This is a genomic window from Prevotella marseillensis (genome assembly GCF_900625065.1).
Lineage (GTDB): Bacteria > Bacteroidota > Bacteroidia > Bacteroidales > Bacteroidaceae > Prevotella > Prevotella rara.
The window spans coordinates 1-24,297 of the sequence record NZ_UYXY01000004.1 but is presented as its reverse complement, the minus strand read 5'-3'; the positions used below and the strand labels follow the sequence as shown (position 1 = coordinate 24,297).

The window sequence follows — 24,297 nt, the reverse complement described above, 5'->3', positions numbered from 1 at the left end:
GATGCGCTGGCTTTGATGTGTCATGGCTGGTTGCGTTGCCATGCTTAGTTGCGCTTGTGCGTGCTCTTGTCTGCTTCCGCCACATTATTTAATAGGCATGTGCGCCTGTTGTGAGGGTGGGTCGCACGGTCTTTTGTGTCATATATATTACATTGTTTGGCATGTCTGTTTTTGTTTTTGTTTGATTTTTATACGTTTTTTGTTACAAAAGTGAGAAAAAACCAATATTTTTCCATAAAATAAGTATGTTTTTGAAAAACTTGAATTATTTTTGCATTGAGTTAGTATCGAAAGCATGAATAGTATCACAGAGAAAACGATTGACATCAGCGATATTCTTAGGGGTAAAATGGGCAGCAAGGCTAAGTTTGTGCCCTCGCCGCTGGTAAAATGGCTTAAGCATATCGTACATCAGGACGAAGTCAACAAATATCTTTGGGACAGCAGACATCTCACCGGAGTAGAATGGCTCGAGGACTGCATGCGTTATCTTGACATGACGCTCGAGATTGTCGGCAAGGAGAACCTGCCCGACAAGGATGACGGAAAGCTTTACACCTTTGTGAGCAATCACCCTCTCGGCGGAGAAGACGGTGTTGCGCTGGGTGCCGTTATCGGCCGCCATTATGACGGACGTTTCCGCTATTTGGTAAACGACCTGCTGATGAACCTTCCGGGGCTTGCTCCGCTGTGCATACCAATAAACAAGACCGGCTCGCAGAGCCGCAGCTTCCCGGCCATGGTCGAGGCCGGCTTCAGGAGCGACAACCACATGCTGATGTTCCCGGCGGGCCTTTGCTCGCGCAGGATCAACGGAGAGATACGCGACTTGCCATGGAAGAAGACGTTCATAACGAAGAGTGTGGAGACCCACCGCGACGTGGTGCCCATACATTTCGGCGGGCGCAACTCTGACTTCTTCTACACTTTGGCCAACGTCTGCAAGGCCCTTGGCATAAAGTTCAACATAGCGATGTTGTTTCTGGTCGACGAGATGTACAAAAATGTGCACAAGTCGTTCCGCATAGCCATCGGAAAGCCTATTCCCTGGCAGACTTTCGATAAGTCCAGGACACCGGCGCAGTGGGCGCAGTATGTGCAGGACGAGGTCTACAAACTATAATGAAACAGGTTTAAAACAGAGATACTTCAACAAATAAACCTCTTAATTTTTTATAAGATGGAACAAGAGATTATCCAGCCGATTGACAAAGAACTGCTTAAAAGTGAGCTTACGCCTGAGCGTCAACTCAGAATGACTAACAAGAGTAACAATGAGATTTATGTTATAACGGCTCACAACTCGCCCAACGTTATGAAGGAAATAGGACGTCTGCGCGAGATTGCGTTCCGCGAGGCAGGCGGCGGCACAGGCAAGAGCATGGACATCGATGAGTTTGACACGATGGACAACTGCTACAAGCAGCTTATCGTGTGGAACCCCGAGGCTGAGGAGATTATCGGCGGATACCGCTATCTGCTTGGAACTGACGTTGAACTTGACGAAAACGGGCAGCCCATACTTGCTACGGGACACATGTTCCATTTCTCTGATAAGTTCATGAAGGACTATATGCCGCAGACCATTGAGCTGGGACGTTCGTTCGTATCTCTCGAATATCAGAGCTCTAAGATGGGGGCAAAGAGCCTCTTTGCGCTCGACAACCTGTGGGACGGACTGGGAGCGCTCACCGTGGTGATGCCCAACGTGAAGTATTTCTTCGGCAAAATGACCATGTATCCATCATACGTGCGCAAGGGACGCGACATGATCTTGTACTTCCTTAAGAAGCATTTCAACGACCCTGACAATCTCATCATACCGATGAAACCGCTGAAAATAGAGACCGACGAGAAGGAGCTTGAGCAGCTGTTCTGTGAGGAATCGTTCAAGGACGACTACCGCATACTCAACCGCGAGGTGCGCAAGATGGGCTATAACATCCCGCCGCTGGTGAACGCATACATGGGTCTGAGTCCTACGATGAAGATGTTTGGCACAGCCATCAACTATGGTTTCGGCGATGTTGAGGAGACGGGCATACTTATTGCCGTCGACGAGATACTCGAGGAGAAGCGCATACGCCACATCGACTCGTTCATAAAGGAGCATCCTGAGGCTCTGAACATTACTTCGGGAGCCAACAAGATAATATATAAGGAGAAATAAAATCTGATATTATACATACACATTAAAATTCCTGTCGTGAGACTTTAGCCGTGTTTAGGCAGTCTGACGGCGGAATTTTTTTATGTCTTGTTTTATGTAGCCTGCATGCGTTGCTGTGCCTGTTGGCTGTTTTGTGTTTTGGGCTGTTGGGCGTATAGCTCTTTCTTTCGTGCCGGCTCGTTCTTGTAATAATGGCTTACGCCTTTGTCTTATTATTGGTTTTGCATGGTCTTCAGCACATACCCCTTTCTTATAATGGCCTCTATGCTTAGTGCGGCGTCGCTCTTCAGTGCCCTGCGCAGATATGTTATCTGCACGTTGAGCGCCATGGAGTTAGAGTAGGAGTCGTCGCCCCACACTTCTTTCAGCAGCACTTCGCGCCCTACAACCTTGTTCGGGCTGTCGGCAAGAATGCGCAGCAGTTCTGCCTGCCGGCTGGTGATAATCACCTTCTCGTTGCCGTGTCGAAGCTCGTTGAGCTCGTAGAAAAACAACGTTGAGCCTATTTTTATTGCCGTGGCGTCGTCGGCAGCCTTGGCGGGCGGCTGCTTCATCTCGTAGATCATGTTCTTCATAAACTCGTGCCTTATGGCGTTTATGCGGCGCTGAATCATTATCGTCTTGATCTGATACATCATGCAGAAGCCCAGTATGACGAGCAATACGATGCTTGCGGCAAGCTGCCGGCTCATCAGCATGAGTATATGCGATGCCGGTACGTGGACGGTCATTTCAACGGCCTCCATTTCAAGCGGATTGGTCGAATATCTCATGTGCAGCGTCTTGCTTAGTCCGCCGCTCACGCTGAATGCCGGCTTTATCATGCACCGGTTTGTCTTGACAAACCTGAAACTGTCTGTTTTTATGCCTTCGTCAGCATACAGCAGCGAGTCGAATATGTTGCGGTCGAACCGCTTTTCCTGAGAGGCCATGTATCTCGATGTAAGTTCCACACCTTCAGTCATGTCAATGTTCCTCACCTTCAGCTGCTTTTTTGTGTCGGGCAGGGTGTATCTTATCGTAGATTTCACCTGTCTGTCTTTTTCTTTTGTCTTCTTTGTGCTCTGGTCGATCTTCAGCACAATCTGCATTCTTACGTAGCTGCTGTCGTCTTTGCCGTCCTCTTGTTTGTCAATCCTTATGTTCTTTTCTTCTTCAAGCGCCTTGGTGCAAGCCTGCTTCAGTTCTTCGGCCTTAACCATGCTGCTGTATTCATATTGGTTGTAGAGCCAGTAAGCCTGCATGGCGAATATTGCAGTCATCGCCACGATGCTTATAGTCCAGACATGTTTTATCCTTCGGTTCATCTTGCGGTTATGTTTTGTTTACGGATTTGTCTTCAAGCCTTGCGCCATATTGCTGTCCGTGTCATGGCGTGGCAATGTGTATGCAAATATAGTAAATAAAGGTGAACTGCGTGGCTGCGATAATATTTTAGTAATATTCCCGGTAATACGCAAGTAATAGAAATGTGCCTTTTCATCGGTCTGCCTTCGCTAATTTTGCGGCATTAACCAAAACTTTTGTTACTATGAAGCGAATTATATCCATATCTCTTCTCGCCGTCAGCGCAATGTTGGGCAGCGCACAGACTAACATCAATGTGTTTACGCCTGAAGACCTTCAGCCCGGAAAGCCGTGCGACACTCTGCGCTACGTCATAACCTATGACATGGCCTATGTTGAGGACACGCTGCAAGTGCCGATGAAGGCGGCTCACGAAACGATGCTGCTCGAAACGGGGCGCAAGGTTACAGCTTTCTACAGCTACGACGCCTTCAGAAGCGACTCAGTCAATGCCGAACTTCTAAGCCGTGGCGCCACACAATACAGCGTTCTCGGCCGCATACCGTGGCGGTTGTATGCCAATTATCCCGAAACGGGGCGCTCGTCGTTCACCGAAAAACTTGGTCTCGACCGCTTTGTCTGCGTTGAAAGCGTGGAAAAACCGCAGTGGCAGCTTTGCCCCGACAGCTCCGCCACCATTCTTGGCTATCCTTGCCGGCTTGCCACAGCCTGCTATAAGGGGCGCCTGTGGAGCGCATGGTATGCCGAGGACATACCTCTCTACTATGGGCCATGGAAACTCTGCGGACTGCCAGGACTCATATTGCGGGCTTACGACAGCCAACGCCATTATGTGTTTGAGGCTATAGGGATAAAGACTGCCGATGAGCCGCGCCCCATATACTATAAGGGTGAAGGCTATGAGAAGGTAAACCGTAAAGATTTGAACGGCCTTTATCGCCGTTATTATTCTGATCCTGTAGGATATATGACTGCCGGCGGCAAGGTAACGGTAAAGATGCAAGACCGTAGCGGCAAGTCAGTTGCTCCGCCAAAGGGCGTTCCGTATAATCCGATAGAGCGATAGTCAGGTTGCCAAAGGGCGTCTGCTGTCAGCCGTTGTAAAGCTGTTTGTTATGAAAGGAATAATCAGAATGTTTATTACATTGCTGTTGCTGCCGTTCAGTCTGTATGTTTCGGCACAGCAGTCGGTTACGGGTGTTGTTGCCGATTCAGCCACACAAGAGCCTCTGCCCATGGCTGCGGTAACGCTGATGCGTGGCGGAAAGCCGGTGGCATTTACCAATGCAGACGACAAAGGAGTGTTCTCCATTGCCGTAAAAGCCGGCGACTGCCTTTCGGTGAGCTTTCTCGGCTACCGCAAACACACGGTAATGGTGAGTCCGGGACAGCATGTAAGCATACAGATGTCGCCTGAAGCGTTTGAACTTAGAGAAGTTCAGGTGAAGAGCGGACGCATAGCCGGACTGAGAGACACCATAAGCTACGACCTGTCGAAGTTTGCCGACAAGCGCGACAACTCGCTGAAGGACGTGCTGAAGAAACTTCCCGGAGTGGATATCGATAAAAACGGCAAGATAAGTTTCAACGGAAAGGATATCAGCCGTTTCACCGTTGAAGACTTAGACCTGACGGGCGGACGCTACGACAGACTGAACGAGACGCTGAAGCCCGAAGATGTTGACCGCGCGGAGGTGATACAGCACGACCAGCCCGTGAAGGCTCTGCGCGACAAAGTGTTCACCGACGACGTGGCAATGAACATAAAGCTCAAGCCCGGAGTACGCGACAAATGGATGGCAACGCTACAGCCTGCCGCAGACGTGGCATTTCCGCTGAAAGGCACAGAACCCATGGGCGGGGCCGATGTGCTGCAGATTGGGCGGAAACGGCAGAGCCTGTATGATGCCGAATACGACCGTTCGGGCCGCGACCTCAGCCGCAGCAACGACGTGCTTGCCGTTGGCGGCACCACGGGATATGGTTCAGGGGCAGATGTTCCGCAGTGGTTGGCTCAGCCGGAGCTTTCCGCACCCATCGACGACGACCGCCTGCGCTTCAACCGTTCATACAGTATGAACGTGAAGCACACGGCAAAGACTGCCAAGGGAAGCGACTGGCGTATCACGGCGGGATACGCACACAGCAACGAGGAGCAGACAACCTCAAACACATCGTCATACTATTTAGGCGGTTTCACCGTTGAAACTACCAATGAAACCGACTATTCTTGCATGAAACGCGATAATGCTTACGTGGATTTTACAAGTACGCTGAACGACGAAAAAGTCTACGGCAACGAGTATTTTCTGGCAGAAGCCACAAGGCGTGAGGACGTTTCGCACATTGAAGGAACTGCACAAGGCACCACAGCGCAGACGGTGAAAACGCCCGAAATGCGCCTTTTGAACGTTTTTTCGCGCCTTTTTACGTTCGGCGACAACACTCTTATGGTGCGCTCGACGGCAGATTTTCATTACGCTCCGTTCTCGTTGACCGTTGACGGCACTACGGAAGAACTGAAAAATCTGCTTTGGCATACCGACAACAGCGCTGAAACGGTTTTGCCCGGCAGATATTTCACGCAGAAACATAAGGTGGGTTTCGCCATAGAACACCTCAACCTGCGCGGACGCAATACCTCAGTGGAAGTTTACGCAACGCCCGGAGTCGAATACCGACGCGGCAGACTGAGGCTCAATTTAAGCTTGCCCGTAAGATGGCAGCGGCTTACGGAGCAGAACAGAAACCTGCTTTATGCGTCGCCGTCGCTCTATCTCAGCCTCAAGACCGGCATGCGCAGCGAACTGACAGTGTGGGGCGGATATGCGATGAAACCGGGAGAATGGAACAATTTTGTGCTCGATGAATACGCCTTCGACTACCGGACGACTTACGCAACGTGCGGCGTTGTGCCCGTAGACCGCACCTTGAGCGCATACATAACTTACGACTACAAGCGCCCCGTGAAAGAACTCTTCTGGTCGTTTACGGCAATTTATAGCCATACACGAAGCAACCTAATGACCGACATGACCATAGCCGACGGCCGATACAGATATTATGTTGCCGAAAGAGACAATAGCCGGCAGTCTGCCTTCTTAAAAGCACAGGTGTCAAAGGGCTTTTTCAGTCTGCACCTAAAGACGCGCCTTGCCCTGCAGTATGTCTATTCGGAGGGCGGACAGTTGTCTATGTCGGCCGTTACAGGCTACAGGGCACACACCTTTATCATGTCGCCCGAAATAACTTTCTCGCCTTCTTTCGGCACATTTTATTACACGGGACAATTCACTATGAACGGTATGATCACCGATGAAACCGCCCAAAATGTGCTGTTCTGCTGGCGTCAGAACCTGTCTTACACGCAGACGATAGGCAATGTAGACATAACCTTGTCGGCCGTTCATTACCGCAACGAACTGCAGTCGGCTCAGACCGTCAACACGCTGCTTGCCGATGCAGGCATTGTGTGGCGCCTGAAGAAGATAAGGCTGCAAGCCGAGCTGCGCAACATCTTTAACAGACGTAACTATGCCGTTACATATTACGGCAGTGCGTCTTCGTCGACCACATACTACTATCTGCGCCCTCGCGAGATAATGCTGAGCGCGCAGATAAGTCTTTAGCCGCTTGGCTACATGGAGAGGCAGCGCATACAGATGTTTATGTTAACTTAACATTTGCCTAACTTCTCATCGGCTGTCTGCCGTATGTAGTGCAGCTTTTTGCCAATCTTTATCATGCTATGTAACAACTTGATATTCAATGCGTTGCAAAAGGCTGCCTTTTAGCTTGCAAAACATGGCCTTTTGTCTTGTAAAAGCATACCTTTTACGATGCGAAAGCTATCCTTTTGCAATGCGGTTGATGTAGAGTGGAGGAATAAAATCGTGCCAAACGATAACAGAATGTTGTAAGATGTTAAAGTGTCTTTATAACTTTCTGATTTAATGTCGTTATAATTAACTTTGCAATAAAACTTTATGTTATATGTTTCATATACTGATGTAAAATATCAAAATATTTTGTAATAGTTTAATTTATAATGAAAAGGAATCTTGTAATAGATTGGATTTTGGTGCCGGCGTTTATCCTTTCTGGTTTTTCTGGTATAAAATTGCATGTTGCAGGTCATGGCGGTGATCATGAAATATGGCACAATTGGGCTGTATTTCATATTATAGTAAGTCTATTGTTTTTATCTTGTGGCATATATCACATAAAGGTACATAAAGGTTGGTTTAAAAACCTATTGAAACAAGGACTGGGCAAGAAGAGCCGTATAACAGTAGCAACATCAGTCTTGTTTTGTGTTGTCGTTGTTTCAGGGCTCTCTCTCTTGTTTGTTGACGGAGGAAATTCAACTTTGGGATTGGCTCATTATAAGATAGGGCTTGTTGCAATAGTGCTGTTTCTGTTTCATGTAATTAGTAGAATGAAGGTTCTGCGTAAATCATTGAAAATGTAAATATCTTCTTCTTGCCGATATTGATTTTCTTTAATTTATGATATAAATTGTTGTACGTCTACACAGATTTGGTATTTGTAAAATATATCAAGTCTGTTATACGTGTACCTGTTTTGTTAAAATAGTAGTGTCGCTCTATCGTATGTGATTTGGGTTGGGTAACTGTTTTTTATGGCTTAAAAAGACAATGAGACGTTGAAAAACACCTACACGTAAAGCCTGAATACAAGAAAATAAGTATGTTAGGCTTTATCGTGAAGGTAATAATGTGGAATGTGCCGTTAATTAAATGTATGTTAGAATATAAATATTGATACTAAAGACTTTAAAATGATAACAGGGATGTGATACGCCACATCGACTCGTTCATAAAGGGGCATCCTGAGGCTCTGAACATTACTTCGGGAGCCAACAAGCTAATATATAAGAAGTAAGAGATTATTTTATCTTTACTTAGTGTACAAATGATGATGTTCTATGCGAAAAAGTCATATTGAATTTTTAAAGTGTTGAATATCGTATGTGTAGGCTTCATCTATTGATTAGAATAAATCTGAATCAGTATTAAAAAACATAACCAAATAGTTTTGTTAAGAAATTTTTGAAAAAATATGGTTTTTTGTTTTTAATATTGAATATTTTTTGTATCTTTGTCAACGTTTAACTTTTAAAAACTATAATTATGAAAAAACTATTTGTATTATTATTAAGTGTTATGTCAACTATGGCTTTTGTCTCTTGTAGTACTACATCTGTTGATGTTTGTGAAGAAGAAATAGCTGAAAAAAAAGTTAGTGTTGAAAAAGAATATGTCAAATTGAATAATGATATTCTTGAACTTAACTCCAATCTACAAAAACAAAACACCAGAGGATTTTTGTCAAGGTTTTTTAAGCGCATTCTTAATGTTTTTGTCTCAGATGTCGTTGGGGCTGTTACAGGCGTCATTAAGGGAGATGATATATGGCAATCTGCTCAAGGCGCATCAATTAGTTCTGCTAAAAACCAGGGGTTTATAACAGCTGTTGATGGAATAAATGTAGCGATTGGAAATGCTCCAAGCAAAGCGGACTTATTGGAAGATACTCTTGTCACCTCGTATATACGTCCCAAACAAGAGGCTTTAAATGATCTTGTATTGGTGCAGAATTCCTTACCAGCAACACCTAATGATAGCATTGGATATTATCACAACCTTGTTATTTATAATACGCTTGAAAAAAATAATAGCGTTAATTTCTGGAGAAATGTTTCTGATGAGGCGTGTGTTTTGAAACTTAATGAAGAGATTATCAGTACAATTCCGGCAAGTTGTTATAACGATGTTGTAGTTAGTGATGAGACGATTGAGTTCTGCTCTTTTATTGGTGAGGCATCAAAAGAATGTGAGGATTATAAAAATCTGATAAATGTAACTGCTGTAAAATATCCAGAACTAGATAAAACTTTAAATTTATTGTCTTCATATTTTGAAGGAATGGAAAATGTCTCAACAGATGAACAATGGAAACAATATTGTATGGATGTGATTGAATTGATTTCAAAGTCAGGTCTTCCAGAATGTGATAAAGAATCATTGAAAGCAGGAATAACAGTAGGGTATGCAAGTTCAAAGTTGTGGAAATGTGAAGAATAGTAATAAAGGAAAAACTAAGTCATTGCTATTGTAAAAGTAAAGCTTTGGTCGTGTTGAAGAATGTGGCTCACATTGATTAATTTAAAAGTTTGATATTTATGCTATTGAAATTATTAAATATAATTTTCTTTGAAAAAATGTGTAGAAGTAAACAACGTATTCTTGCCGCCTTATTTTTTATGTTGACGGTCTTGCCATTATATTCTCAAATCACAGTGTCAGGAGATAGTGTATCCCTTGGTGGGTCGTTGGAAAAAAGCTTTCTTGCCACGAGGACGTCTCTTGGAAAAGAACATTCGGTTTTGACTATTTTAACTCGTGAAACATCTGTACAGGAGCATGAGGGAGTAGAAGTCTATCGAGAGGTGAGAGATGTGGAATACACCATAAAAGCGAATAATGACGACTATACGATTAAGCGAAAGGTACTTAAGATGGATAAAATACCAGTGATTTGCGATAAAAATCTGGCTGGTAAATATTTAGATACGACATCTGACCTTCAAAGTACCTTGCTTGCTCCGCGTAAAGTTGTAGACAAAAAAATGTATGGACGTATTAAGCCGGCTCCATGTAAAATAAGTAAAGTCAATGGTAAAACGAGTGTACTTATAGACAAGATGGCAGCTGTTAGGGATGAGTACACCGATAAAAGCGGTAAGAGCGTATTGGTAAAATTCATGGGTAATATTACCGAGCTGACTGAAGCTACGGAGACTCTTTGCTACACGACGATGTCTGACAAGCTGTATATTGATGATCTAAAAGAGGTTAACACTGTGTTCGGCAGCATTTACACAAAAAAAGGCTGTGAACCGCTGAAGATGAGAAACATAGAGAAAATAGAGATAGTGACCATTAAATATTGATGTCAAGGCAAGGAAAGCTTTAAGAAGATAACAGGGACGTGGCACACCGCGTCCCTGTTTGCTGAATATCTCTCGATGCTTGTTTCAGACAATCGGCAGACTAATTCCGTTGATTTTCTGATAAATGTCGAGCGCATACACGTCGGTCATGCCGCTGATATAGTCGATAACAGCCATGATGCGCGTTTCAAGATCGGGCGCGCTGATGTCATACTGGCTGCTCACGCGGCTGATGAGCTGGCGCGAGTAGAACCGCTGCGGATTGACAGCCGCCTCGGTCATGACCTCCATCAGACTGTCCATAATCTTAAAACCGCTCAGCTCGACGTCAAGTACAGGCTTGCTCTTGTAGATTCGCTTTTTCGAAAGTTCGGTGCAGTTGTGGTAAGCCTTAACCAGTCTGTCGTCGATGCTGTCGATAAGACTGCCGCTGAACTCGCCCCTCATAATCTCGTCTTCGTGCCTCATGAACGCGTCAACGCATGCCCTTTCGAGCGCGTTGATAACGCAAGCCCTCATGTATATCACCTTCTCGTTGTCGTCGGTTATCTCCTCGTCGTGAATCCTCTGCATGATATGATTTTGTCCCATTTCATCGAAGAAATCCAGGAAAAGCCGCTTTGTCTCCTCATACGTTACAATCTTCAGCTTGTGGGCATCCTCAATGTCCATAATCTCGTAGCAGATGTCGTCTGCAGCCTCTACAAGATAAACCAGCGGATGGCGCGCATACTCCGCAGGACAGCCGTCGGCCGACTTTCGTATTATGCCGAGGTCGTCGGCAATACGTCTGAAAATATCGGCTTCGGTGCAGAAAAAGCCGAATTTACCGTGCCCTTTTTCCGCCAGAGCCGACGCAAAAGGATATTTCACGATAGACGCAAGCGTGGTGTAAGTCATCACGAATCCGCCGTCGCGGCGCCCTTTGAAGCGGTGAGCGAGCAGACGGAATGCGTTGGCGTTACCCTCAAAGTGAGTGATGTCGTTCCACAGTTCGGGGCTCAGCCTGTCTTTGAGATACGTCCCCTTGCCCTCGGTGAAGAACGTCTGAATGGCCTTCTCGCCGGAGTGTCCGAACGGAGGGTTGCCCATGTCGTGCGCCAGACATGCCGTGCTTACTATGGTGCCGATCTGCGTGAACAGCGTGTCGGCAAGTTCGGGCCTTGTCTTCATAACGCAGTGGGCAACGTCGTTGCCGAGCGACATGCCCACGCTTGCCACCTCCAGACTGTGCGTGAGGCGGTTATGTACGAAAATGCTGCCCGGGAGCGGGAACACCTGAGTCTTGTTCTGCATGCGGCGGAACGGCGCCGAGAATATCAGCCGGTCGTAGTCGCGCTTAAACTCAGAGCGGTCGTCGTGCCTTATGGCGTGGCGCGACTCCTGTCCGAGTCTTTTGTTCGATATAAGTTGTTTCCAGTTCATCATCTTTCTGCAAAATAAGGCCGTATGCACAATACGGCGGTTAGCTGCGCAAAAGTAATCTAAAAATGGCTAAATTCTTTCTTTTTAGCGCTAAAAATACAATTATGTAAATATAAATAGCTATTTTTGCAAACAAAATGAAGTAACGTAACCGGCAGCATGCCAGCTGTGGGCCGGCTGATGCCGGCATGTGGCGTAAAGCCAAGGCATGCGCCGCTTAAACCTGACAAACAGAATAAAAAATATGATACCCGTAAAAGTAATCAACAAAGGGCACCAGCCGCTTCCGGCATACGCCACGGCACAGAGTGCAGGTATGGATCTCAGGGCAAACATCGACGCCCCGATAACGCTGCGCCCCATGGAGCGGAAACTTATACCCACGGGACTCTACATCGCACTGCCCGAAGGCTATGAGGCACAGGTGCGCCCGCGCAGCGGACTTGCCCTGAAGCACGGCATAACGGTGCTTAACTCTCCGGGTACGATAGACGCCGACTACAGAGGCGAGGTTATGGTGCTGCTGATAAACCTTTCGGATGCCGACTTTGTTATCAACGACGGCGAGCGCATAGCACAGATGATTATAGCGCGCCACGAGACGGCAGAATTTGTAGAGGTGAGCGTGCTCGACGAGACAGAGCGCGGCGCAGGAGGCTACGGCCACACGGGAGTGAAATAACAGCAAGGTTCGCATTTCAACAATTCAGATGAACAGACTAACATCATACATCCTTGTGCTGCTTTCGGCGGCGGCTGTCATCACAGGCTGCAGCCACGGCACGGCAACAAAGACAGGCGCAGGCGGCACGGCGTCGCGCGGCATCGTGGTTCCGCCCATAAGCCATAACGACAGCATGCGCTTCAAGATATTCTATTTTGAGGCCGTCAAGCAGCAGGTGGCCGGCAACTACGACGCGGCTTACGACCTGCTGAGCCACTGTCTCGACATAAACCCCAACGCAGCAGAGGCCTACTTTATGATGTCGTCTTACAGCGGAGTGCTCTATGGCGACACCGCCGCACTTGAAGACGTTAAGAAGGCTGCCGAGCTCGACCCCGAGAACAACACCTATCTTGAGCGTCTCGGCACGGGCTACATACGCATAGGCAACCTCGACGAGGCCATAAAGGCATACGAGAAGCTGGCACACAACAGTCCGGAGCGCTCAGACGTGCTCGACATCCTTAACCAGCTGTATCTCAGAAAGAAAGACTACGACAATGTGATAAAGACCATTGAACGCATCGAAGCCCTTGAAGGCAGCAGTGAGCAGACAGCCCTGTCGAAGATGCAGGTGTACTCGCTGCAGGGCAAGAAGGAGGAAGAGTTCAATGAGCTGAAGTCGATGTCGGAGAAATATCCCAACGACATGAACTACAGGGTGATGATGGGCAACTGGCTTCTGCAGAACGGCAAGCCCGACGAGGCATACAGCCAGTATATGGACGTGCTGAAGCAAGACCCCGAGAACCCCATGGCACGCATGTCGATGATAGACTACTACAGGACTACGGGCAGCACGGCGCAGGCCGACTCGATACAGGAGACAATGCTCGTGAATCCCAAGACGCCCGTCAGCACAAAGATGATACTGATGAGGCAGGTGGTGGCAGACAACGAGAAGAACGGAGGCGACAGCACACAGGTGCTCAACCTCTTTAAGAGAATACTGAAACAGCCGCAGGAGACATCCGACATGGCCGAGCTGTATGCAGCATACATGACGCTGAAGAAGATGCCGCAGGATTCTATCACCAAGGTGCTGGAGACCGTGCTGACCATCTCGCCAGACAACGCGGCTGCCCGTCTGCAGCTGATACAGACAGTGTGGAACGAGAAAGACTTCGACAAGGTTATAGAACTGTCGCGCCAGGCGCTCGACTATAATCCCGACGAGATGGCCTTCTATTATTTTCTCGGACTTGCCTATGTGCAGAAAGACGATGACGACAACGCCCTCGAAGTGTTCAGGAAGGGCGTCAGCCAGATTGACGACGAGAGCAACCCCGACATCGTGTCAGACTTTTATGCCATCATGGGCGACATCCTTTACAGCAAGGGGCAGGAGCAGGAAGCCTATGCCGCTTATGACAGTTGCCTGCAGTGGAAGGACGACAACTTCGGCTGTCTGAACAACTATGCCTACTATCTGTCGGAAACGGGCAAGAATCTCGACAAGGCCGAGCAGATGAGCTATCGCACGGTGCAGGCCGAACCTGACAACTGCACATACCTTGACACCTATGCATGGATACTGTTCAAGCAGAAAAAATATAAAGACGCGCAGCCGTATATCGACATGGCCATCAAGAACGACACCACAAACAGTGCGGTGCTTCTCGAGCATGCAGGCGACATCTACTACATGAACGGCGACGCCGGCAAGGCCCTTGAATACTGGCGCGAGGCGCTTGAGAACAGTGACGGAGAGAATAAGGTGCTTATAAGAAAAATAAAACTGAAGAAATATGTTGAGAAATAGCAGCAGGCTGTTACACAGCCTCGTCTTTTTGGTTGTGTGCCTCGCCGTGGTTTCGTGCGGCACAAAGAAGGCCGCCATGTCCGGCGGCTCGTCTTCGTCGTCAGGTAATAACGATGTTGAAAGCATATTGGCCCGCAAGACAGACTTCCTGCGCAAGGTCTACGACAATGAAGTGTATGCCCAGGCCATTTCGGCTAAGATAAAGTTCAGCATCAACACCGGTTCAAAAGATCTGTCGGTGTCGGGCTCGCTGAAGATGAAGAAAGACGACGTGATACGCATACAGCTCACTCCGCTCGGACTGATGGAGGCCGGACGCATTGAGTTTACAAAGGATTACGTGCTCGTGGTAGACCGCATCAACAAGGAATATATCAAGGCTTCATACAGCGATGTCGACTTCCTGCAGCGCAACGGGCTCGACTTCTACGCCCTGCAGGCACTGCTGTGGAATCAGCTCTTCGTGCCCGGACAGCAGAAGATAACCGACTCGGCCCTCAAGAATTTCGGCGTTACGTTCAACGATGCCGTGACCAACACGCTCGTTACGCTGAAGCGCGGCAGCATGAGCTATGTGTGGCAGGCCGACAAGACGAGCGGACAGATCAAGGCTGTGGACGTAACATACAGCAGCCCGTCGACAGGCAGTACATCAGTGAAATGCACCTATGGAACATTCAAGCCGCTCGGTACGAAGAAATTCCCTACGGACATCACCCTGATGATGAAGAGCAGCGCGGTGAAGAGAGCCAACGGCGTGGCCGTGAACATATCAATGAGCGGACTCGACACGTCGGCCGACTGGGAAACGCGCACCTCTGTGTCGGATAAATATAAAAAGGTAGATCCGCAGGACGTAATTAACAGAATCTTAAAGTTATAAATGAGAAGAATACTAATATTTCTGCTGGCATTGTCGTTGGTGGCGCCTTCGCTGGCTCAGAAAAAGCAGACAGCCAAGAAAAAGACCACGACGAAGCGCGTGGTGAAGAAGCGCAGCACGAAAAAGTCGGCCAAGACAGCCAACTATTCGAACGCCTCTATCAGGGGACTCCGCAACCAGCGCGCGAGCGTTCAGCGCAAGATAAAGGAGCAGGAGCGCCTCTTGCGTGCCAATAAGGCCGACGTAAAGAAGCGGCTCAACAACCTGATGATGATAAACAGCGAAATCGACCAGCGGCAGAAGTCTATCGACGGAATACAGAAAGACATTACCCACATCGACGGAAACATACAGCTGCTCAAGAATCAGCTCTCTACGCTCGAGCAGCAGCTGCAGGACCGTAAGGCCAAATACATAAAGTCGATGCGATACATGGCCAGCAACCGCACCATACAGGACAAGCTGATGTTCATCTTCAGCGCCAAGAACTTTGCCCAGATGTACCGCCGTCTGAGGTTCGTCCGAGAGTATGCCGCCTATCAGCGTGCCCAGGGCGAGATGGTGAAAGCCAAGCAAAACCAGATAGAGGCAAAGAACAACGAGCTGAAGAAGGTCAGGGGACAGAAGAACAACCTGCTCTATAAGGGACAGCAGGAACAGGCTGCGCTGCAAGGCAAGCAGGCCGAGCAGCAGCAGGTGGTGAACACACTGCAGAAGCAGCAGAAGACGATACAGACCATCATTGCCGACCAGCGCAAGAAGGACGCAGCCCTCAATGCGCAGATCGACAAGCTCATAGCCGAAGAAGTGGCTAAAGCCAAGGCAAGGGCTGAGGCTGAAGCCCGCAGAAAAGCCGCTGCCGCTGCAGCCGCTGCAAAGCGCAGGGCAGAGGAACTGGCACGCAAGAAGGCTGCCGCCGAGGCAGCTGCGCGCGAGAATGCACGCCGTGTGGCTGAGGCTAAGGCACGCGAGGAACGCCTGAAAGCCGAAGCAAGAGCAGCCGAGCGCAAGAGCGCCGAGGAGAAAGCCAGGGCAGAACAGGCCGCACGTGAGGCTGAGGCCGACCGCGTTGCAGCAGAACGCAAGGCCAAGGTGGAGGAGATGAGGCATGAGAACGAGGTGGCTCGTGCCAAGAAGGAGGCCAAGGAGGCTGTCGCCTTCGATTCGCAGGACCGCAAGCTCAGCGGCAGTTTTGAGCGCAACCGCGGCCGCCTGCCGATGCCTATCACGGGCTCTTACCGCATTGTGAGTCATTTCGGACAATATAATGTTGAAGGACTTAAAAACGTTAAGCTCGACAACAAGGGTATAAATATCCTCGGAAGTCCCGGAGCATCGGCACGCTCTATATTCGACGGAGAAGTCAGTGCCGTGTTCGGCTTCGGCGGAACGATGGTTGTCATGGTGCGCCACGGCAGTTATATTTCAGTCTACTGCAACCTGCGCTCCGTAAGCGTACACCGCGGACAGCACGTCAGCGCCCGTCAGGCCTTGGGCGTGGTAGGCGAGGACAACATACTGCAGTTCCAGCTCAGGCGCGGAACGGCAAAGCTGAATCCTGAGTCATGGCTCGGAAGATAGCCATCGTACTAATGCGATAATATTTAGTAAGACACGGCCGCTGCGACGGTCTGCCAACAAAGCCGAGACACATTTTTGTCAGATAATTTTCTGTCTGGCGTTTGTGTGTCGGCTTGTCGGTCTAGCCGCCGTGCGCAGTGTCCGGATATTTTTTTAATAAGCCAGAAAAATATTATTTAAAATTATCTGAAAAGAAAAATTTTGATTACTTTTGCGAAATAATAAGGTGTAAGGACATATGGAAGATGAACTTAGAATAATTATAAGCGGAGGCGGCACCGGAGGCCATATATTTCCGGCTGTTTCGATAGCTAACGCAATCAGGGCAAAGTATCCCGAAGCTAAAATACTGTTTGTCGGAGCGTTAGGACGCATGGAGATGCAGCGCGTGCCTGCTGCCGGTTATGAGATTGTAGGACTTCCTATAAGCGGCTTCAACAGAAAGAACATGCTTAAGAATGTGGTGGTTCTTTACAGGATATGGAAGAGCCAGCAGATGGCGAAGAAGATTATACGCAAGTTCAATCCAATGGCAGCCGTCGGAGTGGGCGGATATGCCAGCGGTCCGATGCTCAACCAGTGTACGAAGATGGGCATACCGTGCCTCATTCAGGAGCAGAACTCCTATGCTGGCGTCACCAACAAGATACTGTCGAAGAAGGTAGACCGTATCTGCGTGGCCTACGACGGCATGGAAAGATTCTTCCCGGCAGACAAGATAGTCAAGACCGGTAATCCCGTGCGTCAGGCCCTGCTCGACACAAAGCTGACAAAGGCTGAGGCTCTTAAGAGCTTCGGGCTGTCTGAAGACAAGAAGACCATCCTCATCGTAGGCGGAAGCCTTGGCGCGAGAACGGTCAACGAGAGCGTACTTCAGAATCTCGACATGATAAAAGAGTCAGGTGTGCAGTTTATATGGCAGACCGGAAAATACTATAACGCGTCGATAATGGCTGAACTGAAGCAGCGCGGAACGGTTCCGTCGCTTCACGTAACCGACTTTATCTCTGACATGGGCGCTGCCTACAAGGCCGCCGACCTGGTGATAAGCCGCGCCGGAGCAAGCAGCATATCAGAGTTCTGCCTCATAGGCAAGCCGGTTATCCTCGTTCCGTCGCCCAATGTGGCCGAAGACCATCAGACAAAGAACGCCATGGCCCTGGTCAACAAGAACGCTGCTCTGTATGTAAAGGACGCCGACGCTCCTGCTGAGGTGGTTAAGCTGGCGCTGCAGACAGTGAAAGACGATGCCAGACTGAAAGAACTTAGCGAGAACATACTGAAGCTCGCGCTTCCCGACTCGGCCGACATAATAGCCAACGAAGTGGTTAAGCTCGCACGCCGCGGACACTGATGCGGAGGGTAAGTAGGCCACAGACAATAATTATATAGAATACTAAAATAAATTGCAAAAGCAGATGCAGGGCTGCAATCAGCCCTGGCGGACAAAAGTCCGTTTCTGTAGAGAATAATAAAATAATGGAACTGAAAGAGATTAAAGCTGTATATTTTGTAGGAGCAGGCGGCATAGGCATGAGCGCCATAGCCCGTTACTTCCTGCACAGAGGCGTTGTCGTTGCCGGATACGACAAAACTCCTTCTGCATTGACAACGCAGCTCGAGAAAGAAGGCATGCTTATTCATTATGAAGAAAACATCGATGAGATACCGCATGCCTGCAGAAACCAGAAGTCTTCGCTCGTGATCTACACCCCGGCCATACCGGCAGACCACAAGGAGCTGGTTTACTTCCGTGAGAACGGTTTCGACGTTGAGAAGCGCGCCCAGGTGCTGGGCATGCTCACACGCTCACACAAGGGCCTTTGCTTTGCCGGCACGCACGGCAAGACCACCACGTCTACCATGTGCGCCCACATCATGCATCAGAGCCACGTCGACTGCAACGCCTTTCTCGGCGGCATATCAAAGAATTACAGCTCTAACTACATACTGAGCAAGGAGAGCGACTTCGTGGTTATCGAGGCCGATGAGTTCGACCGCAGCTTCCATTGGCTCCGTCCGTGGATGAGCGTCATAACATCTACCGACCCCGATCATCTCGACATATACGGCACCAAGGAGGCCTATCTTGAGAGCTTCGCCCATTACTCTTCGCTGATTCAGCCCGGCGGAGCGCTCATCATACACAAGGGCCTCGAGATGAAAGCTCAGGTGCAGCCCGGTGTTAAGGTGTATGAATACAGTCTTGACAGCGGCGACTTCCATGCCGAGAATATCGTGATTGAGAACGGCAACATCTCGTTCGACTTCATCTCGCCCATAGAAACCGTACGCGGAGTGCAGCTCGGTCAGCCCGTGCCCATCAATATCGAGAACGGCATTGCGGCCATGGCCATGGCACAGCTCAACGGATGCTCAAGCGAGGAACTGAAGTATGGCATGAAGACATACCGTGGCGTTGACCGCCGCTTCGACTTCAAGATAAAGAACGACAAGATTGTCTTCCTCAGCGACTACGCACACCATCCAAAGGAAATCTACCAGAGCGCAAGGAGCATACGCGAGCTTTACAGGGACAAGAAGATAACCGTAATCTTCCAGCCCCATCTCTACACCCGCACGCGCGACTTCTATAAGGACTTTGCCGACAGCCTGAGCATGCTCGACGAGGTTGTGCTCTGCGACATATATCCCGCACGCGAGGAGCCTATCCCCGGCGTTACGTCGCAGCTTATCTACGACAACCTGAAGGAAGGCGTGGAGAAGAAGATGATACGCAAGGAGGATGTCCTCTCGTTCGTAAAAGACAATGATTTCGAGGTGCTCGTGGTGCTCGGCGCCGGCGACCTCGACAATTATGTGCCACAGATAGAGAAAATACTTCAAGACAAGTATAAGTAAATGCATCAGAAACTTAAAAGAACCATATTCATAACGCTCGACGTGTTTCTTGCGGTTTACCTGGTGATGGCGATGACCTCGTTCAATCATCCGGCAGAGACACATAGCGTGTGTACTAAGGTTACCATTAATGTTGAGGATGAAAGTACAAACGGATTTCTAAGTGCAAAGGAGGTGAAGCGCATTCTTGAGCGGAGCCGCCTTTATCCGTTTAAGAAGAAACTTGCCGACATCAACCCTCGCGACATCGAGGACAAGCTGAAGGACACGCCCTTTGTCAACACTGCACAGTGCTATAAGACAAAGGACGGCAACGTCTTTATAAGCATCACGCAGCGTCTGCCTATCGTAAGGGTGAAAAACTCGCGTGGCGACGACTATTATCTTGACGATCAGGGCGGCATAATGCCCAACTCAAAGTACACGTCAGACCTGATAATAGCCACAGGTAACATAAGCCGCTGGTATGCCCGCAACTATCTCTCTTATCTGGCCATCGAGCTGATGAAGGATGACTTCTGGAAGAATCAGATAGTGCAGATAAACATACTGCCCGACCTTGGCGTTGAGCTTGTTCCGCGCGTCGGCGAGCATATAGTTTATCTGGGAAACATCCCGCAGACAAAATATGTCAACCGCCGCAAGGCTCTTGTGCAAGGTTTTGTGCAGAAGAAGATGGACCGTCTGAAGAAGTTTTACAAATACGGACTCAGTCAGGCCGGATGGAACAAATATTCTTATATAGATCTGGAGTTTGACAACCAGATAATATGCAAAAAGAAGAAAAAGGCAGATATTTAAATAAAACAGAAACAACAAATTGATAACGTATGGCAGCAAAGGATTTTATAGTAGCAATAGAATTAGGCTCATCAAAGGTTACGGGCATTGCGGGCAAGAAGAATCTTGACGGCAGCATCTCTGTGCTCGCCGTTGTGAAGGAAGACTCTTCGTCGTTTATACGCAAGGGCGTCGTCTACAATATAAATCAGACCGTTCAGTGTGTGTCCAACATCGTCAAGAAACTGTCTGCCGCCCTCAAGTCTGAGATAGCTCAGGTGTATGTGGGCGTGGGAGGTCAGTCTATCAGAAGCGAGAAGAACGTGATAGGCAAAGACTTATTGGGCGACACCATCGTTACGCAGGAGATGGTAAACGAGCTTATGGACACCAACCGTAACATGTCTTATCCTGAACAGGAAATTCTTGACGCGGCCACACAGGAGTATAAGGTCGACAACCAGCTGCAGCTCGATCCCGTGGGCATACAGTGCAGCCGCCTTGAGGGCAACTTCCTCAACATATTGTGGCGCAAGACCTTCTACCGCAACCTCAACAAGTGTTTCGACACTGCCGGCATTGCCATTGCCGAGATGTATCTGGCGCCGCTGGCGCTGGCCGACAGCGTGCTGTCCGACTCTGAGAAGCGTTCAGGATGCGTGCTCGTTGACCTTGGTGCCGATACCACCACTGTTTCTGTTTACTATAAGAATATTCTTCGCCATCTTGCTGTCATACCTCTCGGCGGCAACAACATCACCAAGGATATCGCTTCGCTGCAGATGGACGATGAGAACGCCGAGAAGATGAAGCTGAAATACGGAAATGCTTATACTGACAACAACGAGATAGACAACACCCTGATGTTCCCCATCGATGCCGACCGCAGCATAGAGAGCCGCAAGTTTATCGAGATCGTAGAGGGCAGACTTCAGGAGATTATAGAGAACGTGTGGTATCAGGTTCCTGCCGAGTATGCCGACAGGCTGCTGGGCGGTATCATCCTTACCGGTGGAGGCTCTAACATGAAGAACATCGACATGGCCTTCAGAAACCACACGCATATAGAGAAAATACGTATTGCGAAGTTTGTTACGCAGACCATCAACTCTAACAACAACGACATCAACGCCCACAACGGCATGATGAACACCGTGCTGGGCATCCTGGCCAAGGGCGACATGAACTGCGCCGGCGAAGAGTACAGTGAGCACAGCGACCTCTTCGGTGCCGACAAGCCTAAGCCGGCTGCCGGCATGCAGGGCGGAACTCACGTACAGCAGCGCAACAACGAGGGCGTAGTGCTCACCGAAGCCGAGAAGCTGAAGATTGAGGAGATGCGCCGCAAGGCTGCCGAAGAGGCTGCCAGGAAGGAGAGCGAGCCCGAAGTTAAGCCGAAGGACGATGCCGACAAGGAAAAGAAGGGCATGAAGCCTCATGTTACAAAGCTCAAGAACTGGTTCAGAAGCCTTGTCTCTGAGGACGAATAATATTGACATGGCTGCGCTGCTACAAACTTATAACTACGAAAAAAAATAAAGACAGAGATATGGCTGATACACATAGAATAGTGGATTTCGGTGAGCCCGAAAAAGAGAAGAGCATAATAAAAGTGATCGGAGTAGGCGGCGGTGGAGGCAACGCCGTTAACCACATGTACCGCGAGGGCATACACGACGTGTCGTTCGTTCTGTGCAACACTGACAACCAGGCACTCAACGACTCGCCCGTACCCGTGCACCTGCAGCTCGGCAAGGAAGGACTCGGAGCCGGCAACAAGCCTGCAAAGGCGCGCGAGGCAGCCGAGGAGAGCCTTGAAGACATTAAGGCAATGCTCAACGACGGCACCAAGATGGCATTCATCACAGCCGGAATGGGCGGAGGCACCGGCACCGGTGCGGCTCCTGTCATTGCCAGTGTTTCAAAGGATCTGGGCATCCTTACCGTCGGCATCGTTACCATACCGTTCCGCTTTGAGGGCGAACGCAAGATCGACCAGGCCCTCGACGGCGTTGAAGAGATGTCGAAGCACGTCGACGCCCTGCTCGTAATCAACAACGAGCGCCTGCGCGAGATTTATCCGGAACTGTCTATCCTTGATGCCTTCGGAAAGGCCGACGACACCCTGAGCATTGCTGCCAAGAGCATAGCCGAGATTATCACCGTTCACGGACTGATAAATCTCGACTTCAACGACGTGAAGACCGTGCTTAAGGACGGCGGCGTGGCCATCATGAGTACAGGCTACGGCGAAGGCGAGGGCCGCGTGAAGCGTGCCATTGAGGACGCGCTCAACTCACCTCTGCTCAACGACAACGACGTGTTCAACGCAAAGAAGATATTGCTCAGCATATCGTTCTGCAGCGACAAGAACAGCAACAACGGCCTCATGATGGAGGAGATGAACGACGTGAACGACTTTATGGCAAAGTTTGGCAACGACTTCGAGATAAAGTGGGGACTTGCCACCGACCCCGAGCTGGGCAACAGGGTGAAGGTTACCATCCTCGCCACAGGATTCGGCATAGAGAATGTCGACGGCATGAACGAGCACTACAAGAAGCACTCTCAGGAGGAGAACGAACGCCGTGCTGAGGAGGAGGAGAAGGCTGCCGAGCGCCGCGCAAAGCGTGAACACTACTACGGCACCGACGGAAAGAGCTCTAAATACAAGCGCCGTCCGCACATATACATCTTCCGCCAGGAAGACCTCGACAACGACGACGTGATATCTTCTGTTGAGTCGACGCCTACATACAAGCGCACACGTCAGGAGCTTGAGGAAATACGCAACCAGTCTATGGGACAGGTAAAGAAGGCCGAGAGCGAGGACAGCAAGATACAGGGAACAATAAAGTTTGGATGATTGACAATTCATAATTCATAATTTTTAATTCATAATTAAAATGTTATTCGATCAGATAAGCAACGATATAAAGGAGGCCATGAAGGCCCGCGACAAGGTGCGTCTTGAGACCTTGCGCAACATTAAGAAAGTTTTTCTTGAGGCAAAGACTGCTCCCGGAGCCAATGACACTCTCGAGGATGCCGACGCCATGAAGATTCTTGCCAAGCTTGCCAAGCAGGGCAAAGAGTCGGCTGCCACATTCGTGCAGCAGAACCGTCAGGATCTTGCAGACGCCGAGCTGGCACAGGTCAGCGTCATTGAGGCATACCTGCCGAAGCCTATGACAGAGGAAGAGATTGAGGCTGCCGTAAAGGAAATTATAGCCCAGACAGGTGCCGCAGGCATGAAGGACATGGGCAAGGTTATGGGTGTGGCTTCAAAGCAGATGGCTGGCAAGGCCGACGGCCGCATTATCTCCGGCATCGTAAAGAAACTGCTTGCCTAAGCATTTTCTTTCTGATATAAAATAATAAATCAGCCTGAACGGACTAAACAGTCTGCTCAGGCTGATTTGTTTTTTGATGTACCGGCAACAGAACTTTGTTTCCATTTGCATAAAATTTTGGACAGTGTCCTTTAACTCCTAGCCAGCTTGTTGGCGATAACTCCTTCTAACTCCTTTAACTACCAAAATAGAGTTGCTATTGTCTTAACTCCTTAACTTCCTAACTCCTTAACTCCTATAACTTTTAACCTTTAATAAAAAAAACTCGTCACTCGTCACAATGGCGTATAACGCGCTGATACACATGGTGTTACAGTGTGACGAGTTGCGCTTTCAACTCGTCACGCTGTCTTACCCTGAAAAAAGTTGACTCATAAATAAAATAATTATGAGGAAAAATAAATCACAAAAGGGTCAATATCTTCAAAAAGTGATAGATCTTCGCTCTTCAGGTGTAAGTTTTTTGGGAATAT

General features: G+C 49.0%; 19 protein-coding genes. 17 read left to right on the top strand and 2 right to left on the bottom strand.

Going from position 1 to position 24,297, the window contains the following annotated elements:
* Positions 1–295 precede the first annotated feature (295 nt).
* On the top strand, positions 296–1,123 hold the full coding sequence (gene glsA / locus EJL04_RS14620; protein WP_125105499.1) for a lyso-glycine lipid O-acyltransferase GlsA: 828 nt from the start codon (positions 296–298) through the stop codon (positions 1,121–1,123).
* A 57-nt stretch (positions 1,124–1,180) separates the two neighbouring features.
* Positions 1,181–2,170 carry a glycine N(alpha)-acyltransferase GlsB gene (gene glsB, locus EJL04_RS14615; protein WP_021854873.1) on the top strand — a complete coding sequence of 330 codons (990 nt, stop codon included), beginning with the start codon at positions 1,181–1,183 and terminating at the stop codon, positions 2,168–2,170.
* Positions 2,171–2,382: 212 nt separating this feature from the next.
* On the opposite strand, the gene EJL04_RS16665 is transcribed toward glsB, so the two are convergent.
* The gene (locus tag EJL04_RS16665; protein WP_241210025.1) at positions 2,383–3,477 is read right to left on the bottom strand and encodes a winged helix-turn-helix domain-containing protein; all 1,095 of its coding nucleotides are present in this window, start codon (positions 3,475–3,477) and stop codon (positions 2,383–2,385) included.
* Between the two features lie 224 nt (positions 3,478–3,701).
* Between EJL04_RS16665 and EJL04_RS14605 the strand changes: the two genes are divergently transcribed.
* The 5 genes from EJL04_RS14605 (at position 3,702) to EJL04_RS14585 (ending at position 10,454) form a co-directional block, all read left to right on the top strand.
* On the top strand, positions 3,702–4,544 hold the full coding sequence (locus EJL04_RS14605) for a GLPGLI family protein (RefSeq protein WP_125105498.1): 843 nt from the start codon (positions 3,702–3,704) through the stop codon (positions 4,542–4,544).
* A gap of 49 nt (positions 4,545–4,593) precedes the next feature.
* Complete coding sequence (locus EJL04_RS14600) at positions 4,594–7,107, top strand: carboxypeptidase-like regulatory domain-containing protein (RefSeq protein WP_125105497.1); 2,514 nt, start codon at positions 4,594–4,596, stop codon at positions 7,105–7,107.
* 419 nt (positions 7,108–7,526) lie between these two features.
* Positions 7,527–7,949, top strand: coding sequence for a DUF4405 domain-containing protein (locus EJL04_RS14595; RefSeq protein ID WP_125105496.1), 423 nt, complete (start codon positions 7,527–7,529; stop codon positions 7,947–7,949).
* 682 nt (positions 7,950–8,631) lie between these two features.
* A complete protein-coding gene (locus EJL04_RS14590; protein WP_125105495.1) occupies positions 8,632–9,585 on the top strand; it encodes a hypothetical protein in 954 nt (317 codons plus the stop codon).
* A 98-nt stretch (positions 9,586–9,683) separates the two neighbouring features.
* A complete protein-coding gene (locus EJL04_RS14585) occupies positions 9,684–10,454 on the top strand; it encodes a hypothetical protein (protein ID WP_125105494.1) in 771 nt (256 codons plus the stop codon).
* An 84-nt stretch (positions 10,455–10,538) separates the two neighbouring features.
* Here EJL04_RS14585 and dgt read toward each other — a convergent pair whose 3' ends face one another.
* Entirely contained in the window at positions 10,539–11,879 is a 1,341-nt protein-coding gene (gene dgt, locus EJL04_RS14580) for a dGTP triphosphohydrolase (RefSeq protein ID WP_125105515.1), read from the bottom strand.
* Positions 11,880–12,123: 244 nt separating this feature from the next.
* Here dgt and dut point away from each other — a divergent pair, with 244 nt between their 5' ends.
* The 10 genes from dut to EJL04_RS14530 all read left to right on the top strand — a co-directional run bounded on the left by dut (position 12,124) and on the right by EJL04_RS14530 (position 23,824).
* Positions 12,124–12,561, top strand: a complete 438-nt coding sequence (dut, locus tag EJL04_RS14575) for a dUTP diphosphatase (RefSeq protein ID WP_125105493.1) — start codon at positions 12,124–12,126, stop codon at positions 12,559–12,561.
* A 28-nt stretch (positions 12,562–12,589) separates the two neighbouring features.
* On the top strand, positions 12,590–14,365 hold the full coding sequence (locus tag EJL04_RS14570; RefSeq protein ID WP_125105492.1) for a tetratricopeptide repeat protein: 1,776 nt from the start codon (positions 12,590–12,592) through the stop codon (positions 14,363–14,365).
* Positions 14,352–15,248, top strand: coding sequence for a lipoprotein insertase outer membrane protein LolB1 (gene lolB1, locus EJL04_RS14565; protein WP_125105491.1), 897 nt, complete (start codon positions 14,352–14,354; stop codon positions 15,246–15,248). The genes EJL04_RS14570 and lolB1 overlap by 14 nt, the downstream gene beginning before the upstream one ends.
* Complete coding sequence (locus tag EJL04_RS14560) at positions 15,249–16,829, top strand: murein hydrolase activator EnvC family protein (RefSeq protein ID WP_021854862.1); 1,581 nt, start codon at positions 15,249–15,251, stop codon at positions 16,827–16,829.
* 238 nt (positions 16,830–17,067) lie between these two features.
* The gene (gene murG, locus EJL04_RS14555; protein WP_125105490.1) at positions 17,068–18,183 is read left to right on the top strand and encodes an undecaprenyldiphospho-muramoylpentapeptide beta-N-acetylglucosaminyltransferase; all 1,116 of its coding nucleotides are present in this window, start codon (positions 17,068–17,070) and stop codon (positions 18,181–18,183) included.
* 125 nt (positions 18,184–18,308) lie between these two features.
* Positions 18,309–19,691 carry a UDP-N-acetylmuramate--L-alanine ligase gene (murC, locus tag EJL04_RS14550; protein WP_125105489.1) on the top strand — a complete coding sequence of 461 codons (1,383 nt, stop codon included), beginning with the start codon at positions 18,309–18,311 and terminating at the stop codon, positions 19,689–19,691.
* Complete coding sequence (locus EJL04_RS14545; RefSeq protein WP_021854859.1) at positions 19,692–20,492, top strand: cell division protein FtsQ/DivIB; 801 nt, start codon at positions 19,692–19,694, stop codon at positions 20,490–20,492.
* A 29-nt stretch (positions 20,493–20,521) separates the two neighbouring features.
* Positions 20,522–21,961 carry a cell division protein FtsA gene (ftsA, locus tag EJL04_RS14540; protein ID WP_021854858.1) on the top strand — a complete coding sequence of 480 codons (1,440 nt, stop codon included), beginning with the start codon at positions 20,522–20,524 and terminating at the stop codon, positions 21,959–21,961.
* A 59-nt stretch (positions 21,962–22,020) separates the two neighbouring features.
* Positions 22,021–23,337 carry a cell division protein FtsZ gene (gene ftsZ / locus EJL04_RS14535; protein WP_021854857.1) on the top strand — a complete coding sequence of 439 codons (1,317 nt, stop codon included), beginning with the start codon at positions 22,021–22,023 and terminating at the stop codon, positions 23,335–23,337.
* 40 nt (positions 23,338–23,377) lie between these two features.
* The gene (locus tag EJL04_RS14530; protein WP_021854856.1) at positions 23,378–23,824 is read left to right on the top strand and encodes a GatB/YqeY domain-containing protein; all 447 of its coding nucleotides are present in this window, start codon (positions 23,378–23,380) and stop codon (positions 23,822–23,824) included.
* Positions 23,825–24,297 lie beyond the last annotated feature (473 nt).

What these genes read in the sequence shown, in the direction of transcription:
- lolB1 (WP_125105491.1), top strand. Translation starts at nt 14,352, where the DNA reads ATGTTGAGAAATAGCAGCAGGCTGTTACACAGCCTCGTCTTTTTGGTT.
- ftsA (WP_021854858.1), top strand. Translation starts at nt 20,522, where the DNA reads ATGGCAGCAAAGGATTTTATAGTAGCAATAGAATTAGGCTCATCAAAG.
- EJL04_RS14585 (WP_125105494.1), top strand. Translation starts at nt 9,684, where the DNA reads ATGCTATTGAAATTATTAAATATAATTTTCTTTGAAAAAATGTGTAGA.
- EJL04_RS14570 (WP_125105492.1), top strand. Translation starts at nt 12,590, where the DNA reads ATGAACAGACTAACATCATACATCCTTGTGCTGCTTTCGGCGGCGGCT.
- murG (WP_125105490.1), top strand. Translation starts at nt 17,068, where the DNA reads ATGGAAGATGAACTTAGAATAATTATAAGCGGAGGCGGCACCGGAGGC.
- EJL04_RS14560 (WP_021854862.1), top strand. Translation starts at nt 15,249, where the DNA reads ATGAGAAGAATACTAATATTTCTGCTGGCATTGTCGTTGGTGGCGCCT.
- ftsZ (WP_021854857.1), top strand. Translation starts at nt 22,021, where the DNA reads ATGGCTGATACACATAGAATAGTGGATTTCGGTGAGCCCGAAAAAGAG.
- dgt (WP_125105515.1), bottom strand. Translation starts at nt 11,879, where the DNA reads ATGAACTGGAAACAACTTATATCGAACAAAAGACTCGGACAGGAGTCG.
- EJL04_RS14545 (WP_021854859.1), top strand. Translation starts at nt 19,692, where the DNA reads ATGCATCAGAAACTTAAAAGAACCATATTCATAACGCTCGACGTGTTT.
- dut (WP_125105493.1), top strand. Translation starts at nt 12,124, where the DNA reads ATGATACCCGTAAAAGTAATCAACAAAGGGCACCAGCCGCTTCCGGCA.
- glsA (WP_125105499.1), top strand. Translation starts at nt 296, where the DNA reads ATGAATAGTATCACAGAGAAAACGATTGACATCAGCGATATTCTTAGG.
- EJL04_RS16665 (WP_241210025.1), bottom strand. Translation starts at nt 3,477, where the DNA reads ATGAACCGAAGGATAAAACATGTCTGGACTATAAGCATCGTGGCGATG.
- EJL04_RS14605 (WP_125105498.1), top strand. Translation starts at nt 3,702, where the DNA reads ATGAAGCGAATTATATCCATATCTCTTCTCGCCGTCAGCGCAATGTTG.
- EJL04_RS14590 (WP_125105495.1), top strand. Translation starts at nt 8,632, where the DNA reads ATGAAAAAACTATTTGTATTATTATTAAGTGTTATGTCAACTATGGCT.
- EJL04_RS14600 (WP_125105497.1), top strand. Translation starts at nt 4,594, where the DNA reads ATGAAAGGAATAATCAGAATGTTTATTACATTGCTGTTGCTGCCGTTC.
- EJL04_RS14530 (WP_021854856.1), top strand. Translation starts at nt 23,378, where the DNA reads ATGTTATTCGATCAGATAAGCAACGATATAAAGGAGGCCATGAAGGCC.
- murC (WP_125105489.1), top strand. Translation starts at nt 18,309, where the DNA reads ATGGAACTGAAAGAGATTAAAGCTGTATATTTTGTAGGAGCAGGCGGC.
- EJL04_RS14595 (WP_125105496.1), top strand. Translation starts at nt 7,527, where the DNA reads ATGAAAAGGAATCTTGTAATAGATTGGATTTTGGTGCCGGCGTTTATC.
- glsB (WP_021854873.1), top strand. Translation starts at nt 1,181, where the DNA reads ATGGAACAAGAGATTATCCAGCCGATTGACAAAGAACTGCTTAAAAGT.